This is a genomic window from Candidatus Trichorickettsia mobilis (assembly GCF_034366785.1).
GTDB classification, from domain to species: Bacteria; Pseudomonadota; Alphaproteobacteria; order Rickettsiales; family Rickettsiaceae; genus Trichorickettsia; species Trichorickettsia mobilis_A.
Window position 1 is genome coordinate 1386273 of the sequence record NZ_CP112932.1, and the last position, 13206, is coordinate 1399478.

General features: G+C 33.9%; 14 protein-coding genes. 13 read left to right on the forward strand and 1 reads right to left on the reverse strand.

The window, feature by feature from the left end; all coding sequences use genetic code 11:
- Positions 1–130 precede the first annotated feature (130 nt).
- The 4 genes from Trichorick_RS06360 to dacB all read left to right on the forward strand — a co-directional run bounded on the left by Trichorick_RS06360 (position 131) and on the right by dacB (position 4291).
- Positions 131–508 carry a DUF983 domain-containing protein gene (locus Trichorick_RS06360; RefSeq protein ID WP_323738159.1) on the forward strand — a complete coding sequence of 126 codons (378 nt, stop codon included), beginning with the start codon at positions 131–133 and terminating at the stop codon, positions 506–508.
- 368 nt (positions 509–876) lie between these two features.
- Positions 877–1872, forward strand: coding sequence for an MBL fold metallo-hydrolase (locus tag Trichorick_RS06365; RefSeq protein ID WP_323738160.1), 996 nt, complete (start codon positions 877–879; stop codon positions 1870–1872).
- A 24-nt stretch (positions 1873–1896) separates the two neighbouring features.
- Positions 1897–2895, forward strand: a complete 999-nt coding sequence (gene dusB / locus Trichorick_RS06370) for a tRNA dihydrouridine synthase DusB (RefSeq protein WP_323738161.1) — start codon at positions 1897–1899, stop codon at positions 2893–2895.
- A gap of 43 nt (positions 2896–2938) precedes the next feature.
- The gene (dacB, locus tag Trichorick_RS06375) at positions 2939–4291 is read left to right on the forward strand and encodes a D-alanyl-D-alanine carboxypeptidase/D-alanyl-D-alanine endopeptidase (RefSeq protein WP_323738162.1); all 1353 of its coding nucleotides are present in this window, start codon (positions 2939–2941) and stop codon (positions 4289–4291) included.
- Between the two features lie 242 nt (positions 4292–4533).
- On the opposite strand, the gene Trichorick_RS06380 is transcribed toward dacB, so the two are convergent.
- Complete coding sequence (locus Trichorick_RS06380) at positions 4534–5796, reverse strand: cation:dicarboxylate symporter family transporter (protein WP_323738163.1); 1263 nt, start codon at positions 5794–5796, stop codon at positions 4534–4536.
- A gap of 181 nt (positions 5797–5977) precedes the next feature.
- Between Trichorick_RS06380 and atpH the strand changes: the two genes are divergently transcribed.
- The 9 genes from atpH (at position 5978) to Trichorick_RS06425 (ending at position 13191) form a co-directional block, all read left to right on the forward strand.
- The gene (gene atpH / locus Trichorick_RS06385) at positions 5978–6526 is read left to right on the forward strand and encodes an ATP synthase F1 subunit delta (RefSeq protein ID WP_323738164.1); all 549 of its coding nucleotides are present in this window, start codon (positions 5978–5980) and stop codon (positions 6524–6526) included.
- Positions 6527–6531: 5 nt separating this feature from the next.
- Positions 6532–8076, forward strand: a complete 1545-nt coding sequence (gene atpA / locus Trichorick_RS06390) for a F0F1 ATP synthase subunit alpha (RefSeq protein ID WP_323738165.1) — start codon at positions 6532–6534, stop codon at positions 8074–8076.
- 274 nt (positions 8077–8350) lie between these two features.
- The gene (atpG, locus tag Trichorick_RS06395) at positions 8351–9220 is read left to right on the forward strand and encodes an ATP synthase F1 subunit gamma (protein WP_323738166.1); all 870 of its coding nucleotides are present in this window, start codon (positions 8351–8353) and stop codon (positions 9218–9220) included.
- A gap of 293 nt (positions 9221–9513) precedes the next feature.
- A complete protein-coding gene (atpD, locus tag Trichorick_RS06400) occupies positions 9514–10953 on the forward strand; it encodes a F0F1 ATP synthase subunit beta (RefSeq protein WP_323738167.1) in 1440 nt (479 codons plus the stop codon).
- Between the two features lie 11 nt (positions 10954–10964).
- Entirely contained in the window at positions 10965–11372 is a 408-nt protein-coding gene (gene atpC / locus Trichorick_RS06405; protein WP_323738168.1) for an ATP synthase F1 subunit epsilon, read from the forward strand.
- 449 nt (positions 11373–11821) lie between these two features.
- A complete protein-coding gene (locus Trichorick_RS06410; protein WP_323738169.1) occupies positions 11822–12214 on the forward strand; it encodes a nucleoside triphosphate pyrophosphohydrolase in 393 nt (130 codons plus the stop codon).
- A gap of 6 nt (positions 12215–12220) precedes the next feature.
- A complete protein-coding gene (locus Trichorick_RS06415; protein WP_323738170.1) occupies positions 12221–12526 on the forward strand; it encodes a nucleotidyltransferase domain-containing protein in 306 nt (101 codons plus the stop codon).
- The gene (locus Trichorick_RS06420) at positions 12507–12929 is read left to right on the forward strand and encodes an HI0074 family nucleotidyltransferase substrate-binding subunit (protein WP_323738171.1); all 423 of its coding nucleotides are present in this window, start codon (positions 12507–12509) and stop codon (positions 12927–12929) included. Before Trichorick_RS06415 ends, Trichorick_RS06420 begins: the two co-directional genes overlap by 20 nt.
- The gene (locus Trichorick_RS06425) at positions 12904–13191 is read left to right on the forward strand and encodes a DUF167 family protein (protein ID WP_323738172.1); all 288 of its coding nucleotides are present in this window, start codon (positions 12904–12906) and stop codon (positions 13189–13191) included. The genes Trichorick_RS06420 and Trichorick_RS06425 overlap by 26 nt, the downstream gene beginning before the upstream one ends.
- Positions 13192–13206: the final 15 nt, after the last annotated feature.

Genomic DNA, 13206 nt, shown 5'->3' on the forward strand with positions numbered 1-13206 from the left:
TTAGGATAGTGAACTCGTGTTCAGGTCAAGTCTTCTAAGTTTTATAAAATCTAGTTTTTTCTGGATTGCAACACTTGCGTTTGTAATGACGATTTGACATAGTTTATTGGACACATTTCAGAAAAATTTTATGAAATCAACAAATAATACAGCCCCACAAAATTTTTGGCTTATAGTAGGGCGTGCATTGTTTGGGTTTTGTCCAAGCTGTGGCAAGGGACGTTTATTCTCTGCTTATTTAAAACAGGTAGAGCATTGTATATCATGCAATGAGTGCTTTGGACGAATTAAAGCTGATGATGGACCAGCATGGTTGACCATATTTATGGTTGGACATATTCTTATTCCAATTTTACTTGCTGTGGCGCCAAGAATAACCTGGCCAGATTGGGTTTCTATGATAGTATGGCCTGGATTAGCGTTAATCCTTGCTATTATTATCTTGCCACGTGCTAAAGGATTATTCATAGCCATAATCTGGCGTACTAATGTTAAAGCCAACAAATGAATTAAACAGATATCTCTTGAAAAGGTGATGTAAGCTTTTTTTACTTTTTAAGGGTAGGTCTGTTGAATTGACCTGATATTAGACCTCTTGCATAACCTATTCTGGTTGGTAATTTTGTCTGAAAAATTCCGTAACCTTCTAGGTTATGCAAGAAGTCTATTCATGTTAGTCTCTGTGTTGCATAAGTATTATTAGTTGATATTTAATAGTTAATATGTTATTAAATATTATAAATTGATATCTAATTTTTATCAAGATCAGATCTTAAAATAACATGAGCACCCGTACTAAATTTTTATTGATTATTATTACGGATGCTGGGGTTAAAATACTTAACAACCTCAATTTTTGAAGTGTAGCTAATATACATGAAAAACTATAATCAATATTATTCAGGCTCTGTATCTGATCACTTTAATGGCAAGCGTTTTTTTAATCCTGGGGTCTTACCATCAAATAAATTTCCTAATTTTTTAAAATGGAGACTTACAAGAACAGCAGAAGCTTGGCCAAAAGAAATAGTTAATAAATTTACAGATATGCCACCTAGGCAAGTTTCTAACGGGGAGTTAAGAGTATCTTGGGTTGGACATCTTACTTTCTTATTACAAACCACTAAGCTAAACATCCTAACTGATCCTGTTTGGTCAGAGAGAGCTAGTCCATTCAATTGGGTCGGCCCTAAGCGTGTATGTGCGCCGGGCATTCGACTTGAGCACGTACCACCAATAGATATTATATTAATTACTCATAATCATTATGATCATTTAGATCTTAAAACCTTAGGTGATTTATGGATAAGAGATAAACCAAAAATCATTGTTCCACTCGGTAATGATACTATAATAAAAAATTATAATAGAAATATCCAAGTAACAGCTAGAGACTGGTTCGAGTCGGTAAAAATAAATAAGGATATTGAGATTATTTTAGATCCAGCCCAACATTGGTCTGCGCGTGGAATGAATGATACAAATAGAGCGTTATGGGCTTCTTTTATTATCAAAACAAGTTCAGGGAATATCTATTTTGCTGGTGATACTGGTTATGCTGGTGGAAAATATTTTAAAAATTCTTTAGCAACACATGGCAGTTTTCGTTTAGCGTTACTACCAATAGGAGCATTTAAACCTAAATGGTTTATGAGTTATAGTCACATGGATCCTGAGGAAGCGATTCTAGCTTTCAAGGATCTTAATATGCCTTATGCAGTTCCTTCTCATCATTCAACTTTTCCTTTGGCAGATGATGGTTATGATGAAGCTTTATTAACATTTTTTGAATATGCAAAGAAGCACGATATTGACTTAAAAATTTTTAAGCCTCTTGACATAGGTGAACATTGGTTTGTTCCCAGAATCTAATATGACAATTATAAAATAAAATCTATGACCATACAAATCGGCAATATTACATTGCCACATTCGGTAATATTAGCTCCTATGTCAGGAGTTACCGATCTTCCTTTTCGTAAGTTAGTTAAAAAATTAGGAGCTGGTTTGGTAGTATCAGAAATGGTAGCTAGCCGTGCAATGATTATGGAGACTAGACAATCTTTAAAGAAGAGCGCAATTATCCATGATGATGATACTGGTTCCTGTGTACAATTAGCAGGTTGTGAACCAGATGTAATTGCTGAATCAGCAAAAATGAATGAAGATATGGGAGCTAAAATTATTGATTTAAATTTTGGTTGTCCAGCAAAAAAAGTAGTTGGAGGGTATGCAGGATCTGCATTAATGCGAGATGAGGAGCTTGCTACTAAAATTTTAGCAGCTACTGTTAAGGCAGTAAAAATTCCCGTTACTTTAAAAATGCGTATGGGTTGGGATGATCACAGTAAAAATGCGCCACAATTAGCAAAAATTGCTGAAAATGCTGGGATTCAGATGATCACAATTCATGGCAGAACCAGATGTCAATTTTATAGTGGTAATGCAGATTGGGAATTTATCAGGCAGGTGAAAGAAGCGGTAAAAATACCAGTAATTGCTAATGGTGACATAACCTCACTTGTAAAAGCCAAAGATTGTTTATCTGCGTCTAATGCTGATGGTATTATGATTGGTCGTGGCACTTATGGTAAACCATGGTTTATTGCTGCTGTTGTTCATTATTTAAAAACTGGCGAAGAAATTCCGCCGCCAGCACTTAGTGTCCAACTTGAGATAATCTTAGAGCATTATGAAGCTATGCTAAATTATTATGGTTACGATATCGGTATGAAATTAGCTCGTAAACATATAGGTTGGTATAGTGGGGGGCTAGCCAATTCTAGTGAATTTCGAGGAGCTGTAAATTGTTCAAATGATTATATACAAGTGCAACAAAAGATTATTGAATTTTATAGCAATTTGATGCAAAAACCAGATGCTATAATGGATTAACTTTGTCTCAAACTATTTTAGAGGTCGGAGTTTAAGAGGGCTAATGCCAAAAATTATTATTATTATCATATCCATACTATGTTATTATAGCTCTACTCAAGCTAATATTACACACACCATACAGGCAGAGATTAACAAAGTTGCTCCACATCTCAATATCGGAATAAAAATTAAGAATCTTAAGACCAATAAAATAGTATATGCTCAAAATGTTGAGCGATATTATACCTTTGCCAGCAGTTTAAAGTTAATTACTATTCTAACATTACAACAATATTTTGGAATTGATCATAATTTTGTCAGTAGAATTATTAAAGATAATAATGATTATTATCTTGATATCCAAGATCCAGATTTTTCAATTAATGATCTAGATTTTTTAATATCCAGGATTAAAGAAGCTAGTGTTCATGAGATTCAAGGCAATTTTTATATTATCAATCATACATTCACTATTCCTGCCGTTACTGTAAATAAAATGGTGATAGATGGTGTTTATTGTTATGGTGCACCGGTGACAAAAGTACATGTGAATAAGAATTGTACAAGACTAGTAGCAAATGCAGCTGATACCCAAGGTAACTTAATAAAGCTGACAGAACAGGAGTTGATTCCATATAATTTAATTAATAAAGCAGTTACAGTTTTAGACCAACATAAAGCAAAGGTTAATATTAATATTGTTCAAGATCAGCTTATAGTTGATGGTACACTTAATAAGGCTAGTGGAAAAATTACTATAGGAGCGGTAGTTAACGATAATTTAGCTCATGTAAAGTTGATGCTAGCTAAAATGTTAAATCAATATAATATCACTATAACTGGTAAAATTTTATCTGGTTACGTTCCGGCTACTGGCCAAGAGCTAGTAAAGCGTAATAAAAGTTTCACTCAAATAGCAAGCAGTGCACTGAAAAATTCTGATAATTATATAACAGATTATTTATTTGCAGAATATGCCACTGACTTTGGTAAAGATGATTGGCGAGATACTGGAGCCTTATTAAAACAATTAGTGTTTGATAAATTTAAAGTTGATTTAAAGAACTCGGTAATAGTAGATGGCTCAGGACTTTCTCGTTATAATATGTTAACAGTTACCCAATTTGATAGTTTTTTAACAGCGCTTTATCATCAGAATAATTTTAAATCATTAATAATGATGTTGGCGAGAGCAGGTGAGGAGGGTTCGCTAATTAATAGGTTTAAGGGAGTGCAAATTTTTGCAAAAACTGGGGGTATGTCTGGAGTTTCTTCTTTAGCTGGCTATGTATTTGATCGTGATAATACTCCTTATAGTTTTGTAATAGTATCTAATAATTATATTGAATCCAAGAAAAGAATTCTCGATCTTGAGGAAGCAATAATTAGAGCAGTAATTAAGAGCCTGTCTTAAAAGTGTATCTAAGAGATAAATATTTTGTTCATATTGACTTCAATATTTATTATATCCGATTTTTAACTTACAACGCTCACGTTCATTGAACACTCTTTGAAATCTAGGTGTTTTTATTTTTTTTCTTAGAGGCTGTCAGATCAGTAGATATAAGAGAGGAATTTTTAGAAAAAACGAAGACGAGCACCGCAAGCAGTCTCTTGTTTGTTGCGGAGCTTCGCTTGCGTTTTGAGTGAGCAAAATTACCACTTAGATCTACTGATCTGACAACCTTTAAGACCGTACCATATTTTTTCAAATATTATTGGAAATAGGCCATTGCCAAATACGTTGGCAGTTGTGCAAAATGGGTCGAATAATATATACATCATTAAAATAATACCACTCATTTCTGGAGTAAATTGTAAACTAGACTCAAGTACAGGGATCATTACTATAATAGTACCTCCTGGCACTCCAGCAGCAGCAAATTTTGCAAGCACGTAGCTAATAGCAAAAGCAAAATATGCAGAAAACTCTGGTAGGTTATGATACTCTACTATATATAATGACAGCGCCATCAGTGGTATACCTAATGCATCACCCAACATATGGGTATTAATTATTGATGGTATAATTGTTTGTGTTAATTCTTGATCTTTAACATTTTTAGCTGCTCCAGCAGTAAGAACTGGTAATGCTGCAGCGCTTGACATTGTACTAAACCCAACAATAGCTGCTGGCACTATATTACGGATTGCTGCTGCCATGCGTGTTACATTAAAATTCATCGTTATTAAATATGCGGTGCCGATATATAAACAGTGCAACGTTACTAACACTAATAATAATGGTAAAAAGTTTTTAAATAAAATATTTAAAGCTCCGGTATGTTGAAGCTTTAGTATAAATCCTAAAATGAATAATGGTAAAACTGGAATGAAAATATGGTGCAAGAATTTATTTGCGGTATCTGCAAATTTTTTAGCTGTTTGTCGTAAGCTATTGTTTTTTTTAGTGCTAGTATAAATACCGAGTAATATCCCGAATAAAAGCCCGGCAGCATTATCACATAATTTAGGTAAAGTTAGTTCAAACAGTGGATTAAGAGTTATTTCTGATACAACATCGTCATTTATTACTGTTGCAATCATATTTTGTGATAGCATTCCTACATAATATGAGCATAGTACAGCGAATAAATTTGATATACACATCATACTTAATAGTAAGATAGTAAATATCATCAAGCCATTTTTTAGTTGAGCAAAACTATAAAATGCAAAAGAAAATATAATAAGAGGAAGTATGAATAGTAATATACTTTTTATAGATAGACTAATTGAGAGAAAAAAGGCTTTTAATGTTTCTGGAATAAAATTGCCAAAGATAAGACAACTTAAAATAACAATAGTTAACTTGACAGGTAAGCTAAAAAGAACTTTTTTATAATTTGTGAATATAATAATCCTTATAGTTGATTTGTGACGGCGTATTATACTGGAATTAATGATTAGAATCAACAAGTTTTTATTATGAATTTAAAATCATAACATCATATGCATTATTTGCTTGCAAAAATATGCTCAATTTAGTTTAAGATATAGCTAGTCTTGAATTTCGGGACAAAGTTTAACTTCTGTGTATGCTTATAGTTATACATAGAAGTCACATTTAATTTAAGAGCATTATTCAATTCATAATATTATGGACAATACCAGGTTAGTAAAAAATTATGCTGTAAGTTTATTTAGTAGCGCTGTCACTGTCGGAGTACAAGACAAAATTATGAGTGAACTGCAAGCAATTGAAAAGATTTTCACTACAAACATGGAGTGTAAGTCATTGTTATGCACTCCTGTTGTAAGTAAGACTCATAAATTACGATTAGTTAATATTATTAGCCAATATTTGTTGGTAGATTCTATGGTCACAAAGTTTTTAGCTATAGTAGTCAATAATGCGCGATTTAATCTCTTTTCTGATATTGTGCTTTTTTATTATAAATTATTAAATGATAGCAAAAATATTAAACTTGCAACAGTTACTTCTTCTGGTTCTTTACAATTAAATATTCAGGATCAGGTTAAGAATTATCTGGAGTCATTATTACAGTTACAATTGGAAATAAAATTTTATTTTGATCCTGAAATTGTGGGTGGTTTAGTTATAGAATATGATCATTGTTTATTGGATTGTTCGATTGCTGGTGTTTTGAACAAAATAGAAAAAATTACAAATAAATTAGGTAGTTGATAAATATGAGTAACAATAAGCAGTTGAATGCTGTCGAATTTTCTGAAATTTTAAAACGAGAAATAGCTGATATTGGTTTAAATGATGTTCAGGAAATAGGAGAGGTTATTGTAGTTGGTGATGGAGTTGCCAGAGTTTATGGTATTGAGAATGTGCAAGCCGGTGAGATGGTGGAGTTTGCTTCTGGAGTAAAAGGATTAGCTTTAAACCTTGAGAACGATGCTGTTGGTGTTGTAATAATGGGCGATGATAGTTTGGTAAAACAAGGAGATCGCGTTATTAGAACCAAAGAAATTTTACAGGTACCAGTTGGTAAGGCGCTACTTGGTAGGGTTGTAGATGGTATGGCAAATCCTATTGATGGTAAAGGCGCAATCGTTACTGAATTATATAATAGAGTTGAAGTGCAGGCTCCTAATATTATTCAACGGCAGAGTGTACATGAGCCGGTACAAACGGGAATCAAGGCAATAGATGCTTTAATTCCAATCGGTAGAGGGCAGCGTGAATTAATTATAGGAGATCGCCAGACCGGTAAGACTGCAATTGCTATTGATACTATTATTAATCAAAAACATGGACATTTAACTGATAATGAACACAATAAGATTTACTGTATCTACGTAGCTATAGGCCAAAAACGTTCTACGGTAGCAATGGTTGTTGATAAGCTGACCAAAGCTGGAGCGATGCATTATACGGTAGTAGTGGCTGCTACAGCTTCTGATCCAGCGCCTCTACAGTTTTTAGCGCCATATATAGCATGTAGTATTGGTGAATATTTTCGCGATAATGGCATGCATGCGCTGATTGTCTACGATGATTTAACTAAGCATGCGGTGGCATATCGACAAATTTCTTTATTGTTGCGTAGACCCCCGGGGCGAGAGGCTTATCCCGGTGATGTATTTTATTTACATTCAAGGTTGTTGGAGCGAGCGGCTAAAATGTCAGATAAGTTTGGAGCAGGATCTTTGACTGCGTTACCGATAATTGAGACTCAGTCCGGCGATGTTTCAGCTTATATACCGACAAATGTTATTTCAATTACCGATGGACAAATATTTTTGGAAAGTGAATTATTTTATAAAGGAATTCGGCCGGCGGTAAATGTTGGTATTAGCGTTAGTAGAGTAGGGTCTGCTGCTCAAATAAAAGCGATGAAACAGGTGGCAGGATCAATCAAACTTGACTTAGCTCAATTCAGAGAAATGGCAGCTTTCGCACAATTTGGATCAGATTTGGATGAATCTACGCAAGCATTAATCGCACGTGGACTTAGGTTAACAGAAATATTAAAGCAACCTCAATATGCGCCGTTAGTAGTGGAAGAGCAGGTTATCAGTTTATATGCTGGCGTCAAAGGTTATTTAGATGAGATTCCAGTTGCTCAAGTTAAAGAATTTGAATGCAAACTTCTTGAAGAAATAAGGTTTAAGTCTGTTGATATTTTAACCTCTATTAAAGCTGAACAAAAACTTACTGAGAGCACAGAACAGCAATTAAGGTTGGTGTTAGAAAAATTTGTTCATGAGTTTTTAGTAAAATAGAGTTGTAGCTCATTTTTTTGTATGCAATGCCTACAATTGTATAGCGTCGGTCAGTGAGCTAGTTACTCTCAAATTTCGCGTGCTTCACCTGTGCTCACGTATACAATACGCTGCGCAGGCTCCACTAAAATTAAAAGTAACTAGCTCACTGACTCTAGCTATAGAGCCTAGAAAACTGGGAGTGTTCAATGACGTTCATATCGTCTTTTTTTCTTAACTTGACGCATATGACTCATTGAATACTCTCAGAAAACTTATCATTTCATAGGAGTATATGCCAGGTTTAAAGCAATTGCGTACCCGTATAAAAAGTATAAAATCGACGCAGAAAATTACTAAGGCAATGCAGCTTGTTGCAGCTGCTAAGCTTAAAAGAGCGAGGGCTCATATCATTGAAGCTGATCATTATTTAGAATTAATAGTGAGTACAGTGCAAAATATAGCTAGTAATGTGGATTTATTGGAATCGTTAAAAGAAGAAAAAATCTTTTTTGATACAACAGATTCTGAAAAACCAAATTTATTAGTGCTAATTACTTCTGAGCGTGGTTTGTGCGGTGCTTTTAATAGTACGGTAATTAAACAGGTAAAACAGGAAATTATCAATTTAGAACGTCATAATCAACAAATAAAACTAATCATTGTGGGTAAGAAGGGGTATGAAGCTTTAAAAAATCGGTATCCTAAATATATAGATAGCTATCTCAATATTTCAAAAAATAATGCCGAATTAATGCAATATCAGTTACAACAAAAAATCATGAATTTTATAAGAAGTAATGCTGCTGGTAATTGTTATTTATTTTTTAATAAATTTCAAAATGCTATGTGTTATAAGATTATCAAATCTCAGATATTTCCAATAGTTAGTGGTTCTTATCAACCAGGTGATAAATTAACTTATGAGTATGAAGGAGATAAATGTATTAGTAGTGCTATTAATTTATATGTTACAGGACAACTAACTTATGCATTGGTTCATAGCAAGGCAAGTGAAGAAGGAGCCAGAATGACGGCTATGGATGGAGCAACCAAGAATGCCAATAAAATTGTGAATGAATTAACATTAAAGTTTAATCGAACCAGGCAAGGAATTATTACCAAGGAGTTAATAGAAATTATTTCTGGAGCAGAGGTGGTATAATATTATTCTGCTTGAAAGCGTTCAATGAACTGTGTCAAGTGAGAAAAAAAGAGATAATAATGGAACCGTCATTGCGAAGAGCTTTAGCTTTGAAGCAATCCAGTAAAGGAGTAACTATAACTGGATTGTTTCGACCATAAGTGGTTTTAGCTCAGACAGTTCGTATCTTCTTTTTTCCTTAACTTGACACATATTAATTAAATGCTCTATTCAACTTGGCGCAAAAGATGTTCAAATAACTAGATAAAATTTAACTAGTATATAACAAGTATTTTTTATATTAAGGTATATAAATGTCAAATAATATTGGAAAAATTACACAAATTATTTCAGCAATAGTGGATGTAAAATTTGAAGAAGGTAATAGGTTGCCGCAAATTCTAAATGCCTTAGAGTGTAATAATAATGGCAATAAATTAATTTTAGAGGTTGCACAGCATGTGGGTGATAATGTGGTACGCTGTATTGCTATGGGAGTTACTGAAGGATTAGTGCGAGGAACATTGGTTACAGATACTGGTAGTCCAATTCAGGTACCGGTAGGTATCGAAACTCTTGGTAGAATAGTGAACATAATCGGAGAACCTATTGACGGTTTAGGGAATATTAATGCTAAGCAAACTCTAGCCATTCACAGGCAAGCGCCGCCATTCATCGATCAATCGACAGAAAAACGAGTTTTAGTTACCGGTATTAAAGTTATTGATTTGTTAGCTCCATATGCCAAAGGTGGTAAGATTGGTTTATTCGGTGGTGCCGGTGTTGGTAAGACTGTATTAATTATGGAATTAATTAATAATATCGCTAAAGCGCATGGTGGTTTTACAGTGTTTGCTGGAGTTGGTGAAAGAACCAGAGAGGGTAACGATCTATATCATGAGATGATTGATTCTGGAGTAATTAATTTAGAAGAACAATCTAAGTCAAAAGTTAGTTTAGTATATGGTCAAATGAACGAACCGCCTGGGGCAAGAGCAAGAGTTGCATTAACAGGTCTTACGATGGCTGAATATTTTCGTGATTTAGACGGTGGTCAGGATGTATTGTTTTTTGTTGATAATATCTTTAGATTTACTCAAGCCGGTGCAGAAGTATCAGCAACCTTAGGTAGGATACCATCTGCAGTTGGTTATCAACCGACTCTGGCAACAGATATGGGAGCTTTACAAGAGCGTATTACCTCGACCAAAAGCGGTTCTATTACTTCTGTGCAAGCGGTATATGTTCCGGCTGATGATTTGACTGATCCAGCTCCTGCAGCTTCTTTTACGCATTTAGATGCTACTACAGTATTAAGTAGAAATATTGCAGAACTTGGAATTTATCCGGCAGTAGATCCACTTGATAGTAATTCACAAATGTTGGATCCGGATGTTGTAGGAGAAGAGCATTATTCAGTGGCAAGATCAGTACAGCAAATATTACAAAATTATAAATCATTACAAGATATTATTGCTATTCTTGGTATGGATGAACTTTCTGAAGAAGATAAATTAGTGGTAGCACGAGCTAGAAAGATTCAGCGATTTTTATCTCAACCTTTTACTGTTGCTGAAGTATTTACTGGCGCTAAAGGGAAATTTGTTGAGTTAAAAGATACTATAATTGGGTTTAAAGGTTTGATTGAAGGGAAATATGATCATTTACCGGAAGCGGCTTTTTACATGACCGGTACCATTGATGAAGTGATCACAAAAGCAGAAAAGCTTAAGCAAGGTGCAAATAAGAAATAGGTTTGACTGGTATGGATAATAAGGCAACAATTCTAGTTAATATTGTTACTCCCACTAGTTTGCTAGTAAGTTGTCCAGCATCAATGGTAGTAATGCCTGGAGAAGAAGGAGAATTTGGCGTATTGCCAAGACATGTATTGTTAATTTCAAATTTATCTGCAGGAATTGTTAAAATTACTAAAAATGGCGATATTTTACGATATTTTGTCGATGGGGGTATAGCACAAGTAACAGAAACAGCAGTAAATATTCTCACTGAATTTTCAGTTAATTTGGCTGTTGAACAAAAAAATATAATAATAGAAAAAATTAATAATTATAAGGCTGAGTTAGCAAAAGCTAATGATCAGCTTTATATGGATCTAATTTGTAGTAGTATTGCTAGATATGAAGCGATATTAAGAGATATTCGTCAGTAAATTGGAAAGTTTTAATAAACTGAAAGAAATGAAACGAGCAGTTGCCCCGTGTCTGAGCTGAGACCAATATATGCTCGAAGCAATCCAGTATAAACATTTCATTTTCTGGATTGCTTCGCCTTCGGCTCGCAATCTGACCCATCCTCACGAAAATTGTTGCTAAGTGTGGATATATCAGGTTCCGAGCACTTAGTTTAGTGTTATCTCGAACACAGCAAGTCATCCCGAATAGACGATGTCATCCCGAACTTGTTTCGGGATCTTATGAAATCCCGATGAGATCCCGAAACAAGTTCGGGATGACTTGTTGTGTTCGGGATAACATCGTCTGTTCGGGATCGTCCACACTTAGCAACAATTTTTGTGGGGATGAGTCAGTTCAGGATCACTAGTTATGAGCAACGCTCACGATAATTAATTCTCAAAATATAATTCTCAAAATAAAGCTCATGAAACGTTTTGAATTTAAGAAGCTTATCAGAAATAAGTTGCCTGTTAGAATGATTGAAGAGAGAGTAGTTATTTACCCTAAGACTCTTAGCTATGAAGAATTTTGTCAAGCACTAAGGCATAAACTTATTGAAGAAGCTGAAGAAGTATCGCAAGCTCAAGAAGTAAAAGATATTATAGTTGAATTAGCTGACGTTTTGGAAGTAATCCATGCTTTAGCTGAGGCTTATCAGCTTTCTTTTAGTGATATTGAAAAGACAAGATTATCTAAGCGTGAGATAAATGGCTATTTTGATCAAGAAACTTATATGGATTACATAGAAGTTGATGAGAATAACCATAAAGTTATCCAATATCTACTAGATAAAAATAGACCGTATAAATTTAAGTAATTAATAATGATAGTGGCAATCAAGGATTATCAGTTTTTTAAAAAACTAATACAACTTCCTGTCATACAAGAAATATGGTTATTTGGTTCGCGTGCACGTGGTGATAATCAGGAGAGAGCGGATATTGACCTAGCTATTTATTGTCCTGATGCTAGCAATAACAATTGGTTAACAATTTTAGATATTATTGAGGCTGCAGATACGCTTCTTAAAATTGATTGTATTAGACTTGATGAGTTAACTGATATATCACCAATTAAGAACTCTATTATCAGTCAAGGAATAAAAGTTTATGAGCGAACCCAAGATTAAATTAGCTTTTGTAAAACTACAAAAAGCACTATATGCGCTTGAAATTATTGCTAAAAAACCTTTAGATGAAGATCGCCGGAATATCGATGCGACCATTCAACGTTTTGAGTTTACAATTGAGCTTTTCTGGAAACTTTTGAAATCTATCTTAGAGAGTAAAGGAGTTGAAGTTCAATACCCAAAAGATGTATTACGAGAAGCATATAAAGGATATCTTATTGATCATGAAGAACAGTGGTTACAAATGCTAAAAGATCGAAATCTTACTTCTCATACTTATGATTATGATGAAAACTTGGCTGATATTATTTATCAAAGAATTCTTACTTATGTTCCAGTATTCAAAGAGACTTACGTAAAGCTAGCAGATAAATTTAATGACGAAACTATTGATCGGTCTTAAGGTTAAGGCGAGCGCAAAATCTAATGCAATTGGCAATTATATAGAAATTAATGGTAAAAATTATTTGCAACTTTCTATTCAAGCAGTGCCGGAAGACGGGAAGGCCAATAAAGAGATCGTTAATTTTTTGGCAAGTGAATGGAAGATTGCTAAAATAAATTTAGAAATTATTAGAGGATCAACTAGTAATTTTAAAATTTTAGCAATAAAAAATATTGCGCCCGACTATTTAAATTTGATCTTAAAGCACTATATGAAGTAAATCTTAAGTAACTAA